Origin of the sequence: Acinetobacter sp. WCHAc060042, assembly GCF_003231195.1 — a bacterium.
Classification (GTDB): domain Bacteria; phylum Pseudomonadota; class Gammaproteobacteria; order Pseudomonadales; family Moraxellaceae; genus Acinetobacter.
In genome coordinates, this window is the sequence record NZ_QKVN01000013.1 from 66,554 (window position 1) to 90,284 (window position 23,731).

At 41.8% G+C, this 23,731-nt stretch carries 20 protein-coding genes and 1 riboswitch; of the genes, 8 read left to right on the forward strand and 12 right to left on the reverse strand.

The window, feature by feature from the left end:
• Positions 1–50 precede the first annotated feature (50 nt).
• Positions 51–1,514, forward strand: a complete 1,464-nt coding sequence (locus DPG01_RS07610) for a phospholipase D family protein (RefSeq protein ID WP_110974670.1) — start codon at positions 51–53, stop codon at positions 1,512–1,514.
• Positions 1,515–1,632: 118 nt separating this feature from the next.
• Here DPG01_RS07610 and DPG01_RS07615 read toward each other — a convergent pair whose 3' ends face one another.
• Entirely contained in the window at positions 1,633–2,085 is a 453-nt protein-coding gene (locus DPG01_RS07615) for a hypothetical protein (RefSeq protein WP_110974671.1), read from the reverse strand.
• Positions 2,086–2,279: 194 nt separating this feature from the next.
• On the opposite strand from DPG01_RS07615, the gene DPG01_RS07620 reads away from it, so the two are divergent.
• A complete protein-coding gene (locus DPG01_RS07620; protein WP_228156976.1) occupies positions 2,280–2,735 on the forward strand; it encodes an RcnB family protein in 456 nt (151 codons plus the stop codon).
• Between the two features lie 69 nt (positions 2,736–2,804).
• On the opposite strand, the gene DPG01_RS07625 is transcribed toward DPG01_RS07620, so the two are convergent.
• The 4 genes from DPG01_RS07625 to DPG01_RS07640 form a co-directional block, all read right to left on the reverse strand.
• Positions 2,805–3,302 (reverse strand): phosphate-starvation-inducible protein PsiE, encoded by a 498-nt coding sequence (locus DPG01_RS07625; RefSeq protein WP_110974673.1) that lies wholly within the window; start codon positions 3,300–3,302, stop codon positions 2,805–2,807.
• 138 nt (positions 3,303–3,440) lie between these two features.
• Positions 3,441–5,222, reverse strand: coding sequence for an acyl-CoA dehydrogenase C-terminal domain-containing protein (locus DPG01_RS07630; protein ID WP_110974674.1), 1,782 nt, complete (start codon positions 5,220–5,222; stop codon positions 3,441–3,443).
• A gap of 195 nt (positions 5,223–5,417) precedes the next feature.
• Complete coding sequence (locus DPG01_RS07635) at positions 5,418–7,220, reverse strand: acyl-CoA dehydrogenase C-terminal domain-containing protein (protein WP_110974675.1); 1,803 nt, start codon at positions 7,218–7,220, stop codon at positions 5,418–5,420.
• A gap of 294 nt (positions 7,221–7,514) precedes the next feature.
• Positions 7,515–8,153, reverse strand: coding sequence for a hypothetical protein (locus DPG01_RS07640; protein ID WP_110974676.1), 639 nt, complete (start codon positions 8,151–8,153; stop codon positions 7,515–7,517).
• A 136-nt stretch (positions 8,154–8,289) separates the two neighbouring features.
• Between DPG01_RS07640 and baeS the strand changes: the two genes are divergently transcribed.
• The 3 genes from baeS to DPG01_RS07655 all read left to right on the forward strand — a co-directional run bounded on the left by baeS (position 8,290) and on the right by DPG01_RS07655 (position 12,204).
• The gene (baeS, locus tag DPG01_RS07645; RefSeq protein WP_110974677.1) at positions 8,290–9,933 is read left to right on the forward strand and encodes a sensor histidine kinase efflux regulator BaeS; all 1,644 of its coding nucleotides are present in this window, start codon (positions 8,290–8,292) and stop codon (positions 9,931–9,933) included.
• Between the two features lie 19 nt (positions 9,934–9,952).
• Positions 9,953–10,639 carry a response regulator gene (locus tag DPG01_RS07650; protein ID WP_004983596.1) on the forward strand — a complete coding sequence of 229 codons (687 nt, stop codon included), beginning with the start codon at positions 9,953–9,955 and terminating at the stop codon, positions 10,637–10,639.
• A gap of 209 nt (positions 10,640–10,848) precedes the next feature.
• Positions 10,849–12,204: an amino acid permease gene (locus DPG01_RS07655; protein ID WP_110974678.1), complete on the forward strand. Its 1,356-nt coding sequence runs from the start codon at positions 10,849–10,851 to the stop codon at positions 12,202–12,204.
• 980 nt (positions 12,205–13,184) lie between these two features.
• On the opposite strand, the gene DPG01_RS07660 is transcribed toward DPG01_RS07655, so the two are convergent.
• From DPG01_RS07660 to DPG01_RS07690, 7 genes are all read right to left on the reverse strand, one after another.
• Positions 13,185–13,556, reverse strand: coding sequence for an MmcQ/YjbR family DNA-binding protein (locus DPG01_RS07660; protein WP_110974690.1), 372 nt, complete (start codon positions 13,554–13,556; stop codon positions 13,185–13,187).
• 69 nt (positions 13,557–13,625) lie between these two features.
• Positions 13,626–15,071, reverse strand: coding sequence for a protein adenylyltransferase SelO (locus DPG01_RS07665; protein WP_110974679.1), 1,446 nt, complete (start codon positions 15,069–15,071; stop codon positions 13,626–13,628).
• 78 nt (positions 15,072–15,149) lie between these two features.
• Entirely contained in the window at positions 15,150–15,479 is a 330-nt protein-coding gene (locus tag DPG01_RS07670; protein ID WP_110974680.1) for a DHCW motif cupin fold protein, read from the reverse strand.
• A gap of 73 nt (positions 15,480–15,552) precedes the next feature.
• Complete coding sequence (locus DPG01_RS07675) at positions 15,553–16,719, reverse strand: acyl-CoA desaturase (protein ID WP_086210412.1); 1,167 nt, start codon at positions 16,717–16,719, stop codon at positions 15,553–15,555.
• Positions 16,720–16,995: 276 nt separating this feature from the next.
• On the reverse strand, positions 16,996–17,718 hold the full coding sequence (locus DPG01_RS07680; protein WP_110974681.1) for a glycerophosphodiester phosphodiesterase: 723 nt from the start codon (positions 17,716–17,718) through the stop codon (positions 16,996–16,998).
• A gap of 303 nt (positions 17,719–18,021) precedes the next feature.
• Positions 18,022–18,600: a cob(I)yrinic acid a,c-diamide adenosyltransferase gene (locus DPG01_RS07685; protein WP_110974682.1), complete on the reverse strand. Its 579-nt coding sequence runs from the start codon at positions 18,598–18,600 to the stop codon at positions 18,022–18,024.
• Between the two features lie 101 nt (positions 18,601–18,701).
• Complete coding sequence (locus tag DPG01_RS07690; protein WP_110974683.1) at positions 18,702–20,564, reverse strand: TonB-dependent receptor plug domain-containing protein; 1,863 nt, start codon at positions 20,562–20,564, stop codon at positions 18,702–18,704.
• Between the two features lie 34 nt (positions 20,565–20,598).
• A riboswitch (cobalamin riboswitch) is annotated at positions 20,599–20,806 on the reverse strand.
• Positions 20,807–20,949: 143 nt separating this feature from the next.
• Between DPG01_RS07690 and DPG01_RS07695 the strand changes: the two genes are divergently transcribed.
• The 3 genes from DPG01_RS07695 to DPG01_RS07705 form a co-directional block, all read left to right on the forward strand.
• Complete coding sequence (locus DPG01_RS07695) at positions 20,950–21,591, forward strand: phosphoribosylanthranilate isomerase (protein WP_110974684.1); 642 nt, start codon at positions 20,950–20,952, stop codon at positions 21,589–21,591.
• A complete protein-coding gene (trpB, locus tag DPG01_RS07700; RefSeq protein WP_086210407.1) occupies positions 21,575–22,804 on the forward strand; it encodes a tryptophan synthase subunit beta in 1,230 nt (409 codons plus the stop codon). Before DPG01_RS07695 ends, trpB begins: the two co-directional genes overlap by 17 nt.
• Positions 22,805–23,334: 530 nt before the next feature.
• Positions 23,335–23,731: DUF1543 domain-containing protein (locus DPG01_RS07705; protein ID WP_110974685.1), on the forward strand; the 397-nt coding region annotated here is incomplete at its 3' end.

A 23,731-nucleotide genomic window follows, 5' to 3' on the forward strand; every position in this document is an offset into this window, starting at 1 on the left:
AAATCAAACAATAAAACCTAGTCTGAGCATATTGGACTAGGTTTTTTGTTATGCGTATCTTTCGAAAATTACATCAAAAGCTCAACTGGACTGCGACTCGTTACGTTGGTGTCGTGGTGGGCTTGCTGGCTCTAACTTACTTAAGCTCAGCGGTTTATCATACTGTTAAACCACTGCCTGATGGGTTGGACTATACTGGCAAGTTACGTCATGCCGATGTCAAATTTATTGCAGATCAAACCTATATTGATGCACAAGGTAAACAGCAACAAGATCACCATATTTTCAACGAAGTGTTTAAGTTGATTGAAGATGCACAAACCACGATTGTGCTGGATATGTTCTTGTTTAATGATGAAGTGGGCACATCTCAAGTATCACAACGGGCGTTGACTCGTCAGTTGACCGATGCATTGATTGTCAAGCGTAGCTTGCATCCGAATATTGAAATCAAAGTCATCACTGACCCGATTAACTCAGTCTATGGCGGGCTCTTACCTGAGCATTACCGTAAACTGCGTCAGGCGGGTGTGGATGTGATCGAAACTGATTTACGTCCGCTCCGTGCTTCTAACCCTGTTTGGTCAGGTTTTTGGTATATCTGTTGTCAAAATGCAGGCAATAATCCCGATGGTGGTTGGTTAGACAATCCGTTTGGGGATGGGAAAATTACGCTACGCAGCTATTTAAACCTATTTAATTTTAAAGCCAATCATCGCAAAACTTTAGTGGTCGATACCGCACAAGGTTGGAAGACATTGGTGACATCTGCGAATCCGCATGATGGCAGTTCGCGACATTCCAATGTGGCGCTGTTGGTGACAGGCAATACCGCAATTGATGTCTTGAAAACAGAGCAAACTGTGGCTCACATGTCTCAGGGCGATGTACCGATGGTGATTATGGGGGAGTTTGAAGCCAGTCCATCCCAGCCTCAAGTTCAAGTGCTGACTGAAAAAGCAATTCTAGATGCAACACTCAACTTGTTGAATAGTGCAAAAGCCAATGATCAGATTGATTTGGCGATGTTCTATTTGTCTGAGCGTCAAATTATCAATGCTTTAAAAGATGCACAGAACCGTGGCGTTAAACTTCGGATTTTACTCGACCCCAATAAAGATGCATTTGGTCGTCAAAAGAATGGAATCCCCAACCGCCAAGTTGCGTCTGAGCTTAACGATGCCGGTATTACAGTGCGTTGGTGTAATACTCAAGGAGAACAGTGTCATAGCAAAATGGTTTTAAAACGCCATGCGCAAGAAGCAGAGCTTATTTTGGGTTCAGCGAATTTTACTGCACGTAATTTGAAAAATTATAACTTGGAGACTAATTTACGTGTGATTGGTCAATCTAAAGCAGCGGTGTTTACAGATGCTCAGCAATATTTTGATGGGGCATGGTCGAACTTAAATGGTCGTCAAATGAGTGTGGGCTATGAGCAATATAAAGATGAGTCAAAACTCAAATATGGGCTATACCGCTTTATGGAGTGGAGTGGTTTGTCGACGTTTTAATTTCGAATTCCTTTTTCCATTTCTTGCCGTTTCATGAAAAGCGGTACTTCTCCTATTGTGCAAGATGAAAAATCCCTCTTTTTAAAGAGGGATTGAGGGAGATTTAATTTTTAAGATTTTATTGCTCAGGATTGGGCGGGATAATTTGATCCAAATCTTTATCGGTCATCTTATCGAGTTCATGTAGATCGGTTTTGATTTTCCATTTTTCAGCATCTTCTACTGGACTTGGCAGACGTGCTTCTAACCAGTCACAAATGACATCGGGTGGAAAGTCAGCGTGGTTACACTGAATGACCCATGCTAAGAATTGCTTGGCTTCACCATTCATGTACGGTGGAGGCGAGACAGGTAAAAACTGTGTCGGGAGGCGCTCATTTTTAGAAATATAGTTCAACACATGCCCAAGTTCTTGCACGGTTTGCCATGCCAAAGGATGATCTACATCAATTTGGAACTTAAACCACCACGCACTTTTTCCATCTGTACCATAAGCATCAATCAGATTTTTTTGAATACTGGGAACTTTGCAAAAATATTCATAGAGTCGATCAAAACTTAATTCAGCCACGGCGTGATCATCCAATACAATTATAAACTAAGGCTAAGTATAAACTGAAAACTCCTGTGATTTTTGATTTTCAAAGAAATCCAGTTTGTCACCTTATAGCGACGATAACCAGCAATGATCTAAAATCGACAGTTTGTACATTTTTTATCCATTAAATTGGTTTAAAATAATAATATTAACCTCAGTGGAGGAAGATGATGAAATATTTAAAAATAATCTATGGAATAAGTTTACTCAGCTTATTTCCTGCACTGAGTTTTGCTCAACCAGTGACGCGTTATTATGGAAAACCGCTGACTTCGCAAACGCAACGTTTTCCAACTTATGCGGGGCCTTATCAGGGTTTAACCACGCGACCTACATCACCGCCTCCAATTGAGCCTCCTCAGCACAGACCACCTCCGCACCATCCTCCTCATGGCGGGTATCCGATGCGACCAGGTGTGAGTATTATTTATCGAGCACCTAGTTATTCAACTTATAGTCAGGAAACCAATAGCTATGTGTATGGGGATGGCGATTCCAGCATTGAAAGCCGTGATTATGTATTGATTACCGATTGGCGACGTTTAGGACTGCCAGACCCACCTGAAGGCATGCACTGGATTTTTGAAAATGGACGCTACGCTTTAGAGCCAGATTCAAAATAAATGAATCTTTGATTGATACAGAAAACCCTCCGTTGTTTAGACGGAGGGTTTTTTAGTGGTCAATAAAAATTAAGCGAGTTCATCATCTTGTGGACGTGGTGTTTTGCCTTCAGCTAAGGGTTTGTCGGCATGTTTATCCCGAATCACCGAAGGATAATTCCATGACGCATAACGAACCACCAGAATGGCAAGAGCCATAATTAATATTGAGCCTGTGATAATGACTAAATCCATATCGGCTTTGTGGTCGTGTTGGATGTCCGAAATGAGTAGCCGAGTGAGGGCAGTGATCGCAATATAAATTAAGAAACGAACAGGCATGTGGTTGGTTTTAAAGTATATACCGACCATTGCACCCAGCTCTAAGTAGATGAATAACAGTAAAATATCATCAATCGAGGCGTACTGTTTAACGGTTAGGATCTCATAAACAGTATGACCAGCCGACCAAATCACCATACAGCCAATAATAAATAAAGCCACATAGTGAAAACTTTCTACTGCAGTATTGCCTAGTTTATCGAGGAGGGTTTCAATTTTCTCTATTTTAGGATCACGGTTGGTCATGCTAGCCTCCTCATACTTTGCGGATATTATATTGAATCATATGCAAATTTCATGCAAATGACGAGAAGTTGATTATAAAAAGCTGACGTTAAAAAAAACGCCTGACTGGTCAGGCGTTTTTTATGGTGTTTAAACTAATTAAGCTTGGTTGGTGAAGTAGTCTTCAGAGAAGTTCATGATAACTTCTGCACCGGCTTTTACTTTTGCAATACGTAAGTCGATTTCAGGCAAAATACGCTGTGTAAAGTAAGCCGCAAGCGCCAATTTGTTTTGATAGAAATCACCATCTTTGGCTTTGGCCGCATTGGCAATTTTTGCAAACATATAAGCAAAGCTAAGTAAGCCGACTGCATGCAAGTAATCCACTGCTGCAGCATTTGGAAACTCTGCACTTTCAGCAGCACGTTCAAGAATATACTTGGTTACTTCTTCTACTTCAGTTGCTGCATCGAGTGTTGCATCTTTAATGAAGTTTAGGTCAGCGTCTAAGCTGTTAGCAAAGTCACGGATTTCAGAAATGTAGTCTGCGATAAATGCACCACCACATTTAATGGTTTTACGACCAATTAAATCTTGAGACTGAACGCCATTCGTACCTTCGTAGATTTGTGCAATACGTAAGTCACGTACACATTGCTCCATGCCCCATTCACGAATATAACCATGACCACCGAAGACCATTTGTGAATCAATCACTGCATTAAAAGCAGTATCGGTTAAATAGGCTTTTGCAATTGGAGTTAGCAGTGCCACACGGTCATTGGCTGCTTTCACAGCTTCAGGGTCTGTTGAGAACTTGGTGATATCAAGTTGTTGACCGACATAGACAGCAAAGGCACGCGATGCTTCGTTGTTCGCACGTGCATTTAGCAACATACGACGAACGTCACCATGCACAAGAATGCTGTCTGCAGGCTTAGCAGGTGATTGAATACCTGATGCACTACGACCTTGTAGGCGGTCTGTTGCGTACTGTGCAGCATTTTGGTAAGCAAATTCAGATGCACCTAAACCTTGGATACCCATCGACAAACGTTCGTAGTTCATCATCACGAACATCGCCGCAAGGCCTTCATTTTCTTTACCGACCAAGAAACCCTTGGCACCGTCAAAGTTCATCACACAAGTCGCAGACGCTTTGATCCCCATTTTATGTTCAATTGAACCTGGGCCTGCTGCATTACGTTCACCGACAGAACCATCTGCATTCACCAAGAATTTAGGTACGATGAATAATGAAATACCACGTGAACCCGCAGGTGCATCTGGTGTTTTCGCTAGAACCAAGTGAATGATGTTTTCAGCTAAGTCGTGGTCACCGCCAGTAATAAAGATTTTAGTCCCTGTAATGTTATAGGTGCCGTCTTCGTTACGTTCAGCTTTAGTTTTGATAATGCCTAGATCTGTACCTGCATGTGGCTCCGTTAAGCACATTGTTCCAGACCATTCACCTGAGTAAATTTTAGGTAAATACGTTTCTTTTTGCTCTTGAGAGGCATAGCTGTTCAGTGCCATACCAGCACCAACAGAAAGTAGCGGATAGAGCATGAATGATGGGTTGGTTGCGAACAGCATTTCATCTGCAAGAACGGTCAGCATTTTAGGCATGCCTTGACCGCCCCATTCTTCATCAGCTGCTAAGCCAATCCAACCGCCTTCAGCATATTGCTTAAATGCTTCTTTAAAACCAGCAGGTGTGGTGACTGCACCATTGCTATAAGTTGCACCTTCTTCATCACCTGTACGGTTTAAAGGCAGGGTAACGTTCTGCGCAAATTTAGCCATTTCTTCGAGGATCGCTTCAGCCGTTGCGCTGTCTACATGAGCAAGATTTTCATTAGACTGCCAGAACTGTTCAGCATTGAAAACGTCATTGAGGATAAACTTCATATCCGCAAGTGGGGCATTATAAATTGGCATGTTCGTTCACCTGTTTATTGTTTGAATCTCTGTAGACTTAGGACAGCTTAATGGACAACGGTGGATGTTGTCAGATGACCCAAGCGAAATAACGCTCTATTTATAAAGAAAAAGGACCGTCAAAGCTATGACCGTCCTTTCTCTATTTCTGTACTCAAGAGTACAACATTTCAAATATCAATTGAGATATTCAGCTTAGAATGCAAAATGTTCTGCATCTAATGCGAGTAACGGTTCTACACCACCAGCAATCACGTCAACGTGTGAGCGAACACGTGGAAGAATCTTCTTGAAGTAGAAGCGAGCTGTAGTAACTTTTGCGTTATAGAAGTCAACTTCAGTTGTCCCAGCAGCAAGTGTTTCTTGAGCCACAAGTGCCATACGTGCCCATAGGTAAGCAAGGGTGACATAACCAGAGAAGTAGAGGTAATCGACTGCTGCAGCACCCACTTCATTTGGGTTTTGCATTGCTTTCATACCAATTTGCATTGTGAGGTCACCCCACTCTTTGTTCAGCGCAGCAAGTGGTTCAACAAATTCTTGCATTGCAGCATTGTCTTTGTTCGCTTCGCAGAATTTGTGAACAATCTTAGTGAAGTCTTTCAACATTGCACCTTGAGTACCCAAAACTTTACGACCTAATAAGTCTAATGCTTGGATTTCTGTTGTTCCTTCGTATAGACACGCAATACGTGTATCACGAACGATTTGTTCCATGCCATGCTCTGAAATAAAGCCGTGACCACCAAACACTTGAACACCGTGTTTTGCAGACTCTGAACCTGTTTCAGTTAAGAATGCTTTTGCAATTGGAGTCAGTAGAGACAAGATGTTGTCAGAGTATTTACGCTCTTCTTCTGTCGCACCTTGCTCAACCACGTCTGCATGTAGAGACAATAAGTAAACCAGTGCACGACCACCTTCAGCAAATGCTTTTTGTGTTAAAAGCATGTTACGTACAGCAGGGTGAACAATGATAGGGTCTGCTTCTTTTTCTGGGGCTTTAGGGCCAGTCAGTGAACGCATTGCTAAACGGTCTTTTGCATAAGCAAGCGCACCTTGGAATGAACCTTCAGATGCCGATAAACCTTGAACTGCTGTACCAATACGAGCAGTGTTCATGAAGGTAAACATGCAGTTTAAGCCACGGTTTTCAGGTCCAATCAGGAAGCCTTTTGCGTTATCAAAGTTGATCACGCAAGTTGAGTTACCATGGATCCCCATTTTGTGTTCGATTGAACCACAACGTACTGCGTTACGTTCACCGACAGAACCGTCTGCATTTAGATTGAACTTCGGTACGATGAATAACGAAATACCTTTGGTACCTTTAGGCGCACCAGGAAGACGAGCAAGGACGATGTGAACAATGTTCTCCGCCATGTCGTGCTCACCTGCAGAGATAAAGATTTTCTCGCCTGTGATTGCATAGCTACCATCTGCCTGTGGTTCAGCCTTGGTACGGATAATACCCAAGTCAGAACCTGCATGGGATTCAGTTAAGCACATGGTACCTGTCCAAACACCTGAAACAAGGTTTGGTAAGTACGCATCTTTTTGCTCAGCTGAACCGTGGTGTTCTAAAGTACGTACTGCACCATGAGAAAGACCAGGGTACATACCCCAAGCCCAGTTCGCAGTACCGACCATTTCAGAAATCACGTTACCTAAAGAAACTGGTAGACCTTGACCGCCATATTGCTCTTCAGCAGAAAGAGATGGGAAGCCTAATTCGATATATTTCTGATACGCTTCTTTAAAGCCTGTTGGTGTGGTAACAACGCCATCGTTCCATGTACAACCTTCACGGTCACCGCTTTGGTTGATTGGAGATAATTCGTTTTCACAGAAATCTGCAGCTGCGTCTAAGTATTGGTCAATCAATTCACGGCTTACGGTTTCCTGAAATGCAGGCAGTTTAGAATAATGTTCTTCTGCGTTGAGTAACTCATGCAGTACGAATTGCATATCACGTAAGGGCGCTTTGTATTGTGGCATCTCGTTTTCCTCAATACTGGTTTAACCAGCTTATAATCCTAATAAACATAAAAACGTGTCTTCATTGACACGTGTTGGAATGGTTCAATCGTGCAACATCTTCTAATTTGGTACAAGCGTTTCAGGGGCTTTTCTTGGTGACTGTAAAGTCAAACAAATATTATTTAAAATCGCTAAGTGGGTTGAGTGTAAACAGTTTTGGCTGTTCTAGCATGACATAAATAGTCAAAAAGCGTAAAAAGTTATGTCCAAGAAAAAAGGCGCAGAATGCGCCTTTGAACTGAAACTATCTTTTTAAGATGCTTGATTTGGAGCTGGAACGGGTGGTTTTGGTTGGAAGTGAACCATACATTTACCATCCACGGTCTGCGTACCAACTTTTATTTGAACAGATTTACCATCTGATTGGCCTTGGCAAGCTTTAGCCATAGCTTCTTGGCGCGCTTGACGTTCAGCTAAACGCTGAGCATATTGTTTGGTCAGTTCAGCACGTTTTGCATCGGTTAATGGCTCACCGTGTTGCATATGCATGCCACGGAACTCACCACGATCACCTTGCATAGGTGCCTGTCCAGCATGATCATCTTCCATTGGTGGACGTTCGCCACGTTTCATTTCATCACGGTTTGGTTTAAATGAAATGGCGCAGGTACCATCTAAGTTTTGTTCACCTGCTTTAATTTGTACCGCTGTACCTACTGCCTTGCCATCGCAGGCTTTTTTCATGTCTTGCATGACTTGTTTATGTTCAGCGCGCATTTCTTTAAATTGCTCGCGTTGTTCAGGGGACATTCGACGGTCGTTCTTGTCATGACCATGCATGCGTTGAGGTTGGTCCATATCTTTTGGAGGCTGGGTTGATTGACAGGCAGTCAATGCGCCTACAGATAAAATACTGGCAGTGGCTAAAGCAATTTTTGTCATCTTATTCATGTGTAATTCCCCAATAAAGAGCAGGTGATTTTTGATGATTAAAGATTAAGTAATAATGATGTAGAAACAATGGAGAGTTTTTTAGCACAGTGTTCTATACAATACGAAATGAGAAGAAAAAACTGAGATATGTGTTTTGAAAATTCGTCGCGTACCGATTGCCTTACGCTTATTCCTGACCGTCTTGCTGACCACGTTGGTGATTACCACGGTGAGTTTGGGCGTGTTACATTGGACGATGCAAAAGAGTTTTGCTAAATACGTTGCAGATGTGGAAATGCAAAAGCTTGATCATTTGATTGACAACTTGGCAGGTGTGTATAGCACTTATCATGATTGGGGCAATGCCATTCAAGCACAGATTTTACAGATTGAAGGTAAAGCGGATCCTGACGATTATGACCGGCTCTCGCATTGGTGGTTAAGACGGCAATATGATATTGCGTTACAGCAGCGTTATTTTGAAGAACATACTTTTGCGAATCTCCCGCCAACTTTGGCTAAAGCTGATCAAGGAAAACCATTACTTGATCAAGATGAATTGAAATGGTTAGAGCTTAATTTACCGTCAGAATATCAACCTTTTGAAGGGCTTAAATTTCCATTGAGGTCGAATGAAAATGCATTTCGCCCCCCTGAACGCAAAGACGGCAAAGCACCACCAAAGGAAAATCAGAAAAAGCAATTTATCTCAATGCCAGACCGTTTAGGTTTGAGCTCACGTTTATCTTTATATGACGCCAAACAACAATTCGTTGTTGGTGAGCCATCTTCAGACCAAGTTTCATATCGCCCCATAATTGTGGATGAAAAAATAGTCGGGTATTTGGGCCTAAAACCCGTGCTTGATCAAGATGATGCACTGAGTATTAACTTTTTTAGCAATCAGAAACGTTATTTATTATTGGCTTATGGTTTAACTGTTTTTGCCAGTTTGATTGTTTCATTATTATTGGCAACGTATTTTAAACAACCGATTCAGCGACTTTTAAATGGTACACGTGAACTGACGAAAGGTAATTTTCAGCATCAAGTTAAAGTGAATCGAAACGATGAGCTGGGTGATTTATCCAATGAGCTCAACCAATTGGCGGTGATTTTAGATCAGCATGAAATTTCACGTCGTCAATGGGTGTCGGATACTTCGCATGAGTTGAAAACACCGTTGGCAGTGTTACAAGCGCAGATTGAAGCGATGCAAGACGGTATCCGAAAACCAACGCCTGAGCATTTTGCCTCGATGTTACGTCAAGTGACCAGTTTGAAAAAGCTGACTCATGATTTGGCAGACTTAGCACAAGCTGAAGCGCAGCAATTAAACTGTTATTTTGCAAGCGTAAATCCATGGGCGGTGATTGAGCAAGAAGTGGAAAACTTTAAGCCCAAATTTGAACAAGCTCATTTAAGCATCAGTGTTGAAGGTGAGGGGGCTGAGTTACAACTTGATATTGACCGCTTTAAGCAAATCATGGTCAATTTGTTGGGCAATAGTATTCGTTATACTGAAGCCGGTGGACAGGTTCGTATTCATACTGAACAATCTGCAACAGATTGGACAGTCTACGTTGATGACAGCCCTTATGGTTTAAGTGACGAACAGTTGGCACGACTCGGTGAGCGTTTTTACCGTGTAGATGACTCGCGGACGCGGAGCACAGGTGGTACGGGTTTAGGTTTGGCTTTATCTGCTAAACTGGCGCAAGCTTTAGGTGGCGAATTGAGCTTTGATCATTCGCCTTTGGGTGGTTTACGTTGCAAGTTAACGTTCCCAAAAAAATGAAACACAAAAGGAAGTATGTATGAAACATATTATGCTGGTTGAAGATGAAGTAGAACTTGCACAATTGGTCCGCGATTATCTTGAAGCAGCGGGCTTTGAAGTCAGTATGTTTCACGATGGTCAGGACGCATTTGATAGCTTTACGCAGCGTAAACCGAGTCTCATGATTTTAGACTTGATGGTGCCGCGTATGGATGGTTTAACCATTTGCCGTAAAGTCCGCGAACAGTCGGATTTACCGATCATTATGGTTACCGCACGTACCGAAGAAATTGACCGCGTGCTTGGCTTGAACATGGGGGCAGACGACTATGTGTGTAAACCATTTAGCCCGAAAGAATTAGTGGCGCGTGTCCAAGCCGTGTTACGCCGTTTAGAGCGCAAGGCTGAGCCTGAAGATCAGTCTTTATTCCGTATGGATAAAGCGCAGCAACGCATTTGGTATCAACAAAAGCCTTTAAACTTAACACCGACCGAGTTTCGTTTACTGGAGTTGTTTTTAGAGCATGTGGGGCAAGTCTATTCACGTGCACAGTTGCTGGATCATATTAATCCAGACAGCTTTGAAGTGGCTGACCGTGTGATTGATAGTCATATTAAGAACTTACGTCGTAAGATTTCGGATGCAGCTGAAACAGGCAACCGTCATGAATGGGTTCAGGCAGTATATGGTGTAGGTTACCGTTTTGAATATCCTGAAGATTAATTCAGTTGTCTAAACAATAAAAAAGCGGATAAGTCTTAGGCTTATCCGCTTTTTTATGCATTCAGGGGAGGGAGTAAGCAAAAATGACAGTCAGTTTGAATGCGAAATTGCTAAAGCGAGACGGGACAATCGGCGATTTTAAAGGGCAAGACTGGTTGATCGCCTGTGCAAGCGGTACAATTCATTTTTTTATCAGATGAGCATGTGTTTTGAGCAGCGAGACGCCTAAACTTCAGCGCCGTTTAAAGAACCGCCATATTCAATTGATCGCCATGGGTGGCGCAATTGGTACAGGTTTGTTCTTAGGTTCAGCACATATTATTGAATCTGCTGGCCCATCCATTATTTTGGGTTATATGATTGGCGGTTTGATTGCATTTTTAATTATGCGTCAGCTCGGTGAAATGATTGTACATGAGCCAGTGACGGGCTCATTCAGCTACTTTGCCTTTAAGTATTGGGGGCGGTTTTCAGGCTTTTTAACAGGCTGGAACTACTGGGTACTGTATATCTTGGTGGTGATGACTGAGCTGACCGCGATTGGCAAGTATGTGAATTACTGGTGGCCACATATTCCTGCGTGGGTCTCGGTGCTGGTGTTTTTTGTGGTGATCACACTGGCCAATCTTGCCAATGTCAAACTATATGCGGAGTCTGAGTTCTGGCTGTCGATAATTAAGGTTGTGGCGATTATTGCCATGATCATCTTCGGGGTTTATCTGTTATTGACGGCTGATGTCGGTTCCACTGCCTCCATCACGAACTTATGGGTACATGGCGGGTTTTTCCCACATGGCTTTGAAGGCTTGTTTTATATGTTGGCCTTTATGATGTTTGCCTTTGGCGGCATTGAGCTGATTAGTATGGCGGCTGCGGAAACCGAAGATCCTGAAAAGAACATTCCAAAAGCCGTCAATCAAACGGTGATTCGGGTTTTCCTGTTCTATATTTGCTCGCTGGCGATTCTTTTGTCTCTGGTGCCTTGGAATCAATTGGATTTGGGTGGGCTAGATAAAAGTCCATTTGTGCTTATTTTTAAGCAAATGGGCATTGATTGGGCTGCGCATTTACTCAATTTTATTATTCTGACTGCATCGGTTTCTGTTTCTAATAGTGGCATGTATGCCAATAGTCGCATGCTATTAGGTCTGGCAGAACAGGGCAATGCTCCACAAGTTTTTAAGCAGGTGAATCGACAAGGGACACCAATTGCGGCGGTTTTATTTTCAGCATTATTGATTTTCGGTTGCGTACTGTTGAATTACTTTTTGCCTGAAAAAGCACTCAGTTATCTGATTTATATTGTGGTCAGTGCTGCGGTGCTGAATTGGATGATGATTAGTTTGATCCATCTTAAATTTAGACAGAGTATGAAAAAACAGGGCATTCAAACTAAGTTTCCAGCATTGTTTGCACCGTTTAGCAATTATTTTGTTTTAGCCTTTATGCTGATGATTTTATATATCATGTGGAATCAAGGCTTTATGCTTTCAGTATTAATGCTTCCTGTCTGGATCCTCGTGCTCTTTGTTTTATTTAAAACATTGAAGCCGAAGAAAAGCTAAAGCGTAGGTAACGATGTTGAAAAGGACTCAATATGAGTCCTTTTTTATTGGGCTTTTGATCGTTTAGGATTCTGATTGATTACTAAATTTAAGCATTTTGAATAATGTTTTAGTGTGTCTTTTTACTTTTACGTTTGTTTTAGACAAAGTCGATGAGTCTGTATTCAAATCAGCGATGCATTCCACGAGTCATGTGTGTCATTCATGGCTTGGCGGTAAAAATGCGGGCCCAACTCTCCAACAATACATTCAAATAAGCAACTGAGCAGCTAAATGACCTAGATTTCATTCAATTTCAGAGGGTCTTCGTATGAGGTTCACCATAGCTTTTGGATTAACTTGAGTGGCGAGTGAGCGATGCTTATACTCAGTTTTTTCGGATTGATATGTATAGATAATTAAATAGGCAAAATTGAGAAAAGAGTGGTTGTATTTCCAACAGATTGAAGCAGTGGGTTATTAAGTTGCTTTTAAAGTACTCAAAAACTAAATTGAATGAGTAAGGTTCAGCTGCGGCCATACTGAAAACTATCCACAATTTCTGCGGATAATTTTGGGGGTAAGTCCCATTTAGATCATTTTTTATGTACGTTTTGGCTTACAACTATTCAAGCGGATTGCGTCTAGGTCAGCCCTAAAATGTTTTATATGATGCAGTCATAGAGAACAGGAAGTTCCAAAACATAAAACAAAAATAATAAGTTCAGCACGAGGATGTGAGGTACGACAGGAGTTATACCTAGCTAAGTGATACGAAAAAAGCCCGACAGGATGTCGGGCTTTTTTTATGATCTATAAATGTCTCATTTCATTTTTCGTTTCGAATTTTGCTTCCAAAGTGGGCAATACTAGAAAATGTAGTAAAGCTGTGCAGCAGAGACAATATGCGTTCAAACCTATGTATCTGCTTGATGCAGTGATAGGGTTGAGCTTTAGAAAATGTAAAAGGAGTAATTAAATTCTGTTTATTCAATACATATTTAGGTGATGGCTTGAAGTGCAGCGATTCGCTGTCTTTGTCGTTTATTCAGTTTGGATACCACGAGCTCATAAGAACTCTGTACTAGATCAATAACTAAATCTGAATCTAAGTCTTCATCCTCATAAATTGAAATCCAATGTTTTTTATTCATATGCCAACCTGCATGAATATATGGATAAATATCACGTAGCATCGCGCTGTGGTCAGGCGTGACTTTTAAGTTACTTAAAGCCATACTCTTTAAAGATGAATTGAGCAAAAACATTTTATCCATGACTTTATAGACATCACAACCTTCACCAAAGGGCTGAGTACATGTCACTTCTGGCAGGGCAAGTGCAGCTTTTGCAGCAATAAGGTGTAAGGACATGGTGATCATCACTCAATGGGCGAAGCCCTGTGGATATTGTTTAATTTATCCACAGTTTAAGCCAAACGCTTAAGAGGAACAACTCACCATCACCTCTGGAACATCTGTTGATAAAGGTGCTACATCCTCAACTTTCTCTAGGGCTACATTCCGCTCAAACGGGTGGCTGAGGAGGTCAAATAAGCGTTCGACTTCTGAGAAATCATTCCGTTCAGCCAGTTCAATCGCTTTTTGCGCCATGTGATTGCGTAGGATATAAACAGGGTTGGCTTGTTGCATGGCTGCATCGAGTGCTACAGTGTCTTGATTGGCACGAATCTGTTCATATTGCGCGAGGAAACTTTCAAACTGACGGCGGTCAAGGCAGTCATCTTTAATCATTTCATATTGTTTATTCTGCAAACGAGTAAAGCTTTGTGTGTAGTCGAGCTGTTCGGTTTGTAGAATCCGTAAGAAGGTCATGGCACAGTCAAAACTCTCGTTGTGGAAATGAGGTAAGCCCATTTTCTGACTTAAACCCAGTTTGTAGTGCTCCAAGAACGTGGGTTCATAGTGCTCTAGGCAATCGGCAAGGTCTTGCTTCCATTGTTCTTTGTCATAGTTTTGCGGACAAAGCGGAATGAGGTTATTCAGCCATGTCCATAAGTTCCAGTGTCCAATGCTCGGTTGTTGCTGATAGGTATAGCGGCCTTGGTAGTCGGAGTGATTGTTAATCCAATTCGGGCGGAAGCGTTCCATAAAACCATAGGGGCCAAAATCGAGGGTTGAACCCGTAATGTTTAAATTATCGGTATTCATCACTCCGTGTGCGAAGCCGACCAGTTGCCATTTGGCAATCATAACCGCAGTCCGTTGAATCACTTGGGTTGCAAATGCCAAAATAGGTTGTTCTGCTTCTAAACATTCGGGGTAATGCCATGCGATGCATTTTTGCGTAAATTCGCCAAGTAAATCAGGTTGATACTGATTGATCCACTCAAAATGTCCCAAGCGAATATGGCAGTCTGATGTACGTAACATCATTGCACCGAGTTCCAATTTCTCCCGCTGTACCCCTTGAGCCGACGAGGTAAAGCCGACAGCGTTACTTGATGCTACGCCTAAACTATTCAGTGCATGTCCAGCCAAGTACTCACGAATGACGGAGCGAAGTACCGCACGACCATCTCCCATACGTGAGTAAGGGGTAGAACCTGCACCCTTTAAATGCAGGTCAATGGTTTGACCATGTTGATCAAGAATTTGCGCGATCAATAAACCCCGACCATCACCGAGCTGTCCCGCCCACTGACCAAATTGATGTCCAGCATAGACCATTGCCAAAGGTTCAAATTCACTAAAGGTTTTCTGTCCGCTACAAATCTCTACCCAAGACTGTTTGTCAGCTTCAGACCATTGCAACTGTTCTGCTAAGGCTGCATTGAAATGACCTGCTTTTGCCCCTTTTAGTGGAAGAGGCTGTTGATGGTGATAAAGCTTTGAAGGAAGGAGCGAATAGCGTGAGTTGAACTGCATAGTGAAAGATCACAAGGGATAAGCCATGATCCCATCAATATAGCAAAGTTTTAGTGTTAAGACATATATCCAACTGTTTTAGTCAACTATAAATAGCCTGGCACCCTTTGAGGTGGATGAGCGATGGGCTTCAGCTTGATCCGCAACTTGGTAACTCATGCCAGCCGTAAGGGTAAAGCTACGACCATCATCGAGTTCGGTGTGGAGTTCGCCTTCTAAGCACAACAGGATATGTCCTTTAGAACACCAATGGTCGGCCAAATAGTTCTCCGAATACTCCACCATACGCACGCGAATCGCGTCAAATTGCTGAGTACGCCATAGGGCATAACCTTGATCACCTGTATGGCGTGTGGTGGGTATCTCGGCCCAGTTGGTGATACCGAATGGGATGTTCTTAATATCCATGTTGTTATCCTTTATGAACTGCTAAAAAAAGCCCCTTGCGGAGCTTTCTTTTGAAACAATTATTAGAAATCAATTATTGTGAAACAGGCGCTTTTTTAATGCTACGCATCAGCGTGGTTAAGGTTTGACGATGATGACCTAAACGCTGTTCAACCAATTGAAATTCAATTTTAAGCTTTTCATCCATTTGATGAATTTTTTCAGCCACAGCCGTTTTCTTGGCTTGAATTTCTTGTTCTTTCAATTTTGCCCAGTCATTTAAGGTCTGAGTGAACGCATCATACTCTTGTGCAATACGAGCTTTTGCTGAGCTGATGTCATCACTGACATTCAGACCATGAACTTCTAAGTCTTGCTCAGCATACTTAAACTTCATCGCAAGTTCAGCTTTTTTGATATTAAAGCTCGGAATACGACGTAAGTTTTTAGCTAAACCCAGTTTTGAGCATGACCAAATCAACCATTTGGTTGGGTCATATTGCCACCATTTCACACCATTACGGTAGTCATATTGGAAAATGTGGTGGTAGTTATGATAACCCTCACCCCAAGTCGCAATAGCTAACCAGAAGTTGTCACGTGCGGTATTTTCATCTGTATATGGACGTTTGCCCCACATATGACATAAAGAGTTAATGAAGAACGTAACGTGGTGGCTGAGGATTAAACGCATTAATCCGCCCAACAATAACACGCCCCATAAGTCACCTACGGCCCAACCAATTGGTAATAAAATACCCGTGTGGACGATGATCACTAAGGGCACATAGTATTTGTGTTGGAACATCACCAATTTATCATTGAGTAAATCGGGTGCATTTTTAAAGTCAGGTTCTGCTGATGGATAGTCACGAAGCATCCAACCCATGTGTGCATACCAAAAACCATTGTTAATCGAGTATGGATCTTTCTCGATATCATCGACATGGCGGTGGTGGGTACGGTGACCTGAACCCCAATATAAAATACTGTTTTGTACTGCAAATGTACCCATAATCATCAAAATGATTTTTAAAGGCAAGCTTGCTTCATAAGCACGGTGTGCCCATAGACGGTGATAGCCAGCGGTAATACCTAAACTACTAACACCCAGTAATACAAACATACTGATCCAAGCGGCTAAGCTGAAATCATGATGGTAGGCATATAACGGAATTGCAATGACAGCCACAATGGGAAGAAAAACCAATGCAAAAATTGCAACCCAGTTAAATGGGGCTTTGGGTAGGGGAGCATTCATCTCCAACAGCACTCCTGAAACCTTGGGAGGTATAAATGGAAGGTCAATCCATTACTTTTTGCATGGATTAAGCTACAGCATATTAGCATGAGCGAACCGTGATTCACTAGCATTATTGTACAGATGTATTGTACTAAACAGTAACAGAATAAGAATGTTTAGATATCGAAATTATCGAAGCATTTTTAGGCACTATAGTAGTAGAGCGATCAATAGGAAAAGTGAACATTTTAGGTCCCACTGCGCATGTAAAATTCAAGTCAATTTTTGGCTTGTTCAATGAACATCTGCCAAATGTTGTAGCATCATTTTAGGAAAATCGGTAATTAATCCATCAATGCCACAGTCACGTAAATGTTTAGCGCGCTCGATGTCATTTACTGTCCAAACACTAATCGCCAAATTCGCTTGTTGTGTGGCTTTTAACAGGTCATCGGTTGCCAGTTGGTTCATCCAGCCGATTTGGCAACAGCCGTATTTGTGCGCTTGTTCAATTGCAAGATGTTGAATATTTTCTTCAATTAATAAGCCCCGTTTCAGTGGGGAATGTAGATCTTGGAGTGCTTGTAGGATTTTAAGATCAAAACTGGTGATGACTGCACTCTGCTCAAAGTCTCTCAGTTGCTGTGTGAGATGTTGTGTCAGTCGCTCCGCTTCTACTTGTGTTGCTACAGCTTTGACTTCAACCTCAAGATGTTCGAAGTTCTGCATAATCTGGAGTGCTTGTTGCAGAGTTGGAGTGCCTTGCTTTTCCCAGTCTAACCAAATATGTGCTTGATTATAGGTATCAAGTTCTGTGCTGTTTAATGGGTAGAGTGCTTGGTCGATACCTGTGGTCCGGAGCATGTTGTCATCATGCATAATGATCAGCTCATGGTCTTTGAGCTGACGAACATCAAATTCGACCGCACGGATGCCTAGATCATGAATATATTGAAAACCGCCGAGGGTATTTTCTGGGGCTTCGCCACGTGCACCACGATGTCCGATGATTCTCATATTGAACCTGATTTATACGTCTTTTGATTGATTGTAGCGCTAAAGCATCGGATTGGGGGATAGATTCTAAGGTGGAAATATCAGATATACGTCAATGCCGTGTGTAATAGTTAGAGGTCGGATTGAGTTTGAGTGTAATGCCTCTGCGATATTGGCAATAAGCAATGCAGTCCGAAGAGTTTTACGATGGGTAAATGGTTTTGATTACTTTTCCCGAAAGAAAAGTAATCTTAGAAAGCCTTCCAGTGAACTTATCTAAAAGACTCATAAGGAATCCATTTTGCTCTAAAAACTTAGAACGGTTTAAATGGTTTCATTGATATTTTTTTGCCAAAGCACTTCTGAGCCACCTTCAGCTCGTTGTAAGGCACGGGATGCAACAAAAAGCCAGTCTGATAAACGGTTGAGCAACTGTAGCGCGGTGCTTTGAATATTTTGATCACGCGTGTGTACCGACATTAAGCTACGTTCAGCTCGGCGACATACCGCTCGCGCTTGGTGTGCATAGCTACATGCTAAAGAACCTGAAGGGAGAATAAATTCTTTCAGCATTGGTAAGTCTTCATTCATACGGTCAATTTCTTGTTCAAGAAACTCAATACAAACTGGTTGGAGCAAATGATAGTTGGGAATACACACTTCACCGCCTAAGTCGAAAAGCCAGTGCTGGATGAGGCTTAAGCTTTTATCCCATGTTGCTTTGTCTGTGATTTGGCTTGCACTAATTTGGGCACGAAGTACGCCAATTGTTGAGTTGAGTTCATCCACATCACCCAGTGCGGTAATTCTTAGGTCATCTTTAGTGACACGTGATCCATCGCCCAGACCTGTGGTGCCTGAGTCGCCAGTACGGGTATAAATTTTACTTAAACGGTGGCCCATAATTTGTCCTGCCTAAAGAATGAAAAAAAGGATAATGTCGGTCAAAACATTATCCATAAACTGCGCTGTTTTAAATTGTTTTTTTGAGTCTTTACGCTAAATTAATAACGGAAAGTGACTCCTGCTGAGGCAAAACGACCGCCATTGATGTACCAATCTTCTGGTGAGTTGTCCCAAGAGCTTGCAGCTTTATAGACTTCTCGATATTGCACATCGCCAATGTTCTGAATGTTAGTAAAGACTTTAACCGTTGGGTTAATATTCCAATAAGCATTGAAGTCGACGGTTGCATAACCTGGAACTTTTACACTATTTGCGCTATTACTTGCATTTGAGTGCGAACGTGCAATTAATGACGTACTGATGCCATAGACTGGATTTTCTAATCCAGTGGTTAATGTGAATGTCTGTTTAGGTCGATAAGCAATCTCTAAACCAGTTGCCTCATTTTCTGTTTTAACATATGCGTACCCAGTTGTTAGGAATAAATCATCTTTTTTCCATTTTAGTGCAGCCTCACCACCTGTGAAGTGTGCCTCATCAACATTTTGATTCATGCTATTGCTATAGACAATTAGATTATCAACATTAGTACGATAAACAGAAAGGTTTGCGATTAAATTGTTGGTAATACCGTAATCTAAACCGAGTTCATAAGAGATGCTTTCTTCTGGTGCTAAATTCTCATTACCGCCCCACTGTGAATAGAGTTCATTCAGGGTCGGAGCACGGAATGCACTGCCAATATTGGCATAAACACTTGCATTAGGCAGGAAATGATAACGAACAGCACCTTGACCTACTGTGTGGCTTCCAAAAAGCTCATTGTCTTCTACACGCAGACCAACTTGGGTATCGAACAGGTCATTTTTAAATTGGTGTTGTAGATAATAACCAGTGCTATTAACGCTTTGATCTTGGTTTTTGATTGAACTTGTTTTGTAGTTGGCGTCATTATAAGTTGCACCAACTAAAATATTTTGATTTGGTGTGAATTTCCATTTTAGGTTTAAATCACTTTGGTTGTTTTCAGTGTTGTACTGTGTGAAATATGATGGAACATCTTGCTTGTCTTGAACGTTTGCAAAATGTGCACCTAAAATTAGATTTTGCAGAATGTTGTAATCAACTTTCGCATTAATAACACGATTTACAAAATTACGAGGAGCTGTATTGGTAATGTAGTCATTACTGAAAATACTTGTTCCTTTATTTTCACTAATCGAAGCAGAAGCATCAATTTGATTTTCGCGGAAATATCCAACTTTTGCATTATAGCCTTTTTGGTCATAGCTGGCCTTATCACTTTTATCCTGGCTTTCAAAAATACGAGTGCCGTCACTTTCTAAGCGTTGGCCACCTACTTGAGCATAGAAACCTTGATCTGTGACTAAATCTGCTTTTGCGATGGTTTTATATGTATTGTTTTCACCATAGATACCAGTTAATTCTGCACCAGACTTCACAGGTTTTTTTGAAATAAGTTGAACGACACCACCGATTGCATCACTACCATATTGGACGGAAGCGGGGCCTTTCAAGATTTCAATTTGTTGAACATCTGAAGTATCTAAAAAAGCAGGATAAAGTGGACCAAGTTCATTTTGACTATTTAAACGCGCGCCATCTTTTAAAACTAAAGTATGGACAGCTTTTGTTCCACGCAATCCAATTTCAGAAATTTGTCCCATACCGCCACTTTGTTTCACATAAACAGAAGGGTCTTGTTGGATTAAATCAGATAAATTGAGAGCTGGATTTTTTTCGATGTCACTTTTTGAAATCACAGCAATACGGGCAGGAACGTCTTTAATCTTTTCTTCAGAACGTGTTGCAGTTACAACGAGTGTGTCTAAAGAAGCATTAACAACATTCGTATTGTCTTGTGCAGATGCTGTTGCGGAGAAACCCATCGCAATAGCGATTGCGCCCACTAAAGCTGTAGGCTGAAATAAATTTGGCATGCTGGCTCCATACATTCACCCCCCGTGAATGATTGAGTTAAATGGCGCAATAAGCAGGTCTCCGGACTTAAATATAAATATTGCGAACAATATTGGTATATCCATCTTCCCACACGAGTGCAGTGATGTAAGTGCAAACACTTATAAAGATATACGTTTCGTTTTACCGTTGCGGGGGCAGTGTTGGACTCTCACCAACTTCCCTAAAGCATAGTGCTCAGACTTATTGCATTTGGGCGAAGTATAAGGTTTGTATGCGAATTAAACAATCTATGTAAAGATTTTTCAGGATGAACTTTACGCAAGGCGAAAAAATTGCATTACAATGATTCGCCCTGTTATTTATAGATCAGCTATAAATAGGGTTGAGCCAGAGTCATAATCTATGCGAACCCGTGCCAAAATTTGTGGAATTACTCGTAGCCAAGATATTCAAGCTGTGGTCAAAGCCGGGGCTGATGCAATTGGTTTTGTATTTTTCCCGCCTAGTCCACGCCATGTCAGTGCAGCTCAAGCTAAAGAATTGATTCAACATGTGCCTGCCTATGTGCAAACTGTTGGACTTTTTGTGAATGCTACGGCGGATGATATTGCGGATGTGTTAAAACAAGTGGCACTGGATATCATCCAGTTTCATGGTGATGAAGCACCAGAAGACTGTCAGGTGATTGCGACACAAGTAGGAAGACGCTGGTATAAAGCGATTCAAGTCAAACCTGAATTGGATGTGGTGGCAGAAGTTCAACGTTTCCAACAAGCAGGGGCAAGTGCAGTGCTCTTAGATGCATGGCATCCTGAACTCAAAGGGGGAACAGGACACAGTTTTGACTGGTCACAATTCCCTACGCTTGATATTCCTTTAATTTTAGCGGGTGGCTTAACCCCAGCTAATGTTGAAGACGCTATAAAGACGACTGGGGCTTATGCTGTAGATGTCAGCGGAGGCGTCGAATCCGCTAAAGGTATAAAAGACCAACAACTTATAGAAAACTTCATGCAAGGAGTCCATCGTGGATCAGCAAAGTAATGTGATTGACTATACCCAATACCCAGATGAACGTGGGCATTTCGGTATCCATGGCGGACGTTTTGTGTCAGAAACTCTAATGGCAGCATTAGAAGACTTAGAAAAGCTCTATTTCCGTATGAAGGATGATGAGCAGTTTCTGGCAGAATTCGACCGTGACCTCGCCTACTATGTAGGTCGTCCTAGTCCTTTATATTATGCTGAGCGATGGTCGAAAGAGTTGGGTGGTGCGCAAATTTACTTAAAACGTGAAGACCTCAATCATACAGGTTCGCATAAAGTGAACAACACCATTGGTCAGGCTTTACTGGCAAAACTGTCAGGTAAAAAACGCATTATTGCTGAAACGGGTGCAGGTCAACATGGTGTCGCAACGGCAACCATCGCTGCGCGTTTAGGTCTGGAGTGTGTGGTATTCATGGGTGCAGAGGACGTAAAGCGTCAAGCCATGAATGTCTACCGTATGCGTTTACTTGGTGCAACTGTTGTGCCTGTCGAAAGTGGCTCAAAAACATTGAAAGATGCGATGAACGAAGCGATGCGTGACTGGGTGACCAATGTCGACTCAACCTATTATGTGATTGGTACGGTTGCAGGCCCACACCCATATCCACAGTTAGTTCGTGACTTCCAGTCAATTATTGGCCGTGAAGCGCGTAAACAAATTCAAGAGCAAGCAGGGCGTTTACCTGATGCTTTAGTGGCATGTGTAGGTGGCGGTTCAAATGCAATGGGCTTGTTCTACCCATTCTTAAACGATGCTGATGTGAAAATGTACGGCGTTGAAGCTGCGGGTTATGGCATTGAAACAGGTAAACACTCTGCACCATTGAATGCTGGTCATGTCGGTGTTTTACATGGTAACCGTACTTATTTGATGTCGGATGAACAAGGTCAAATCATTGAAACGCATTCAATTTCAGCAGGTTTGGATTATCCAGGTGTGGGTCCTGAACATAGTTTCCTGAAAGATATGCATCGTGTTGAATATGTGCCAATCAATGACAATGAAGCTTTACAAGGTTTCCGTGATTTGACTCATATTGAAGGAATTATTCCTGCCTTGGAAAGTTCTCATGCGATGGCTTATGTCACTAAACTTGCGCCAACCATGTCTAAGGATCAAATTATCATTGCGACGGTTTCTGGTCGTGGGGATAAAGATTTGATGACTGTGGCACGTATTGATGGCGTGGAAATGGTTGAGATGTAATGACTTCTTTAAAGCCTTCCTATTGAGGGGAAGCTTTAAATATTAGATTTAAAGAATCGTGTTGGGTGAAAGCTCAGCACGATTTTTATTTACTTTAATGAAAATCGCTTAGCTCACTTAAAAGAGGGAAAATTTATAAATGTACGCCCTCATTTTAAGTGATGAATTGTTATGGGTTCGCGTAGGAAATATCTTACTTTGCATAGCATTATCATGTAATTAAACAATCAATTATTATTTGCATCATGGTGGAGTCTTACCGTTTATTTATGTCATTGTAGGAGTTCGTCACGTTACTTTTAAAAAAGTAACCAAAATATGATTCATCAGCAAAACTCGTCGAATATCATCATGTGATTTATACCTCGCAGAAACATGATTTATTTAATTTTAGCCTGACTCGAACAGTTGCTGATGAGTTTGGCGTGTATCATTTAGTTGAATACTTTTGCAGAAAAAGTATGTTTTCTGCCTCGTAAATGATGAATCATTTTGTGATGTAAGTGAAACTATTGAATAGAGGAAAGAAAATGCCCAACCTATTTATGGTCATGCTTGGTGGTCGTCATGCACGTGCCAATACCGAAGTCCATGATGTTGTGTTTGCTGTCGCTGACAGTTTAGAAGACAGTTACCCGCAACTTAAACATGCATGGTTTGGTGAACAAAAAGGCTTACATATAGATGCTTGGGCACGGCTAAATGGTGTTGAAAGTGCGGGGAAAAAATACCAAATACAGTTTAGTGATGCTCAGCCTCAAGTCACAGATGAAAAATTGTGGCTCATAAATTTAGGTGGCTATGACACACGTGAATTTGGGGAGTTGCATCGTTATGTACTCGTTGTTGCCCCCAATGCAGTAGAAGCCAAACAACTTGGCAAACAACATTTTGATCAAAAGTGGAAAAAGCAACATACAGATCGTG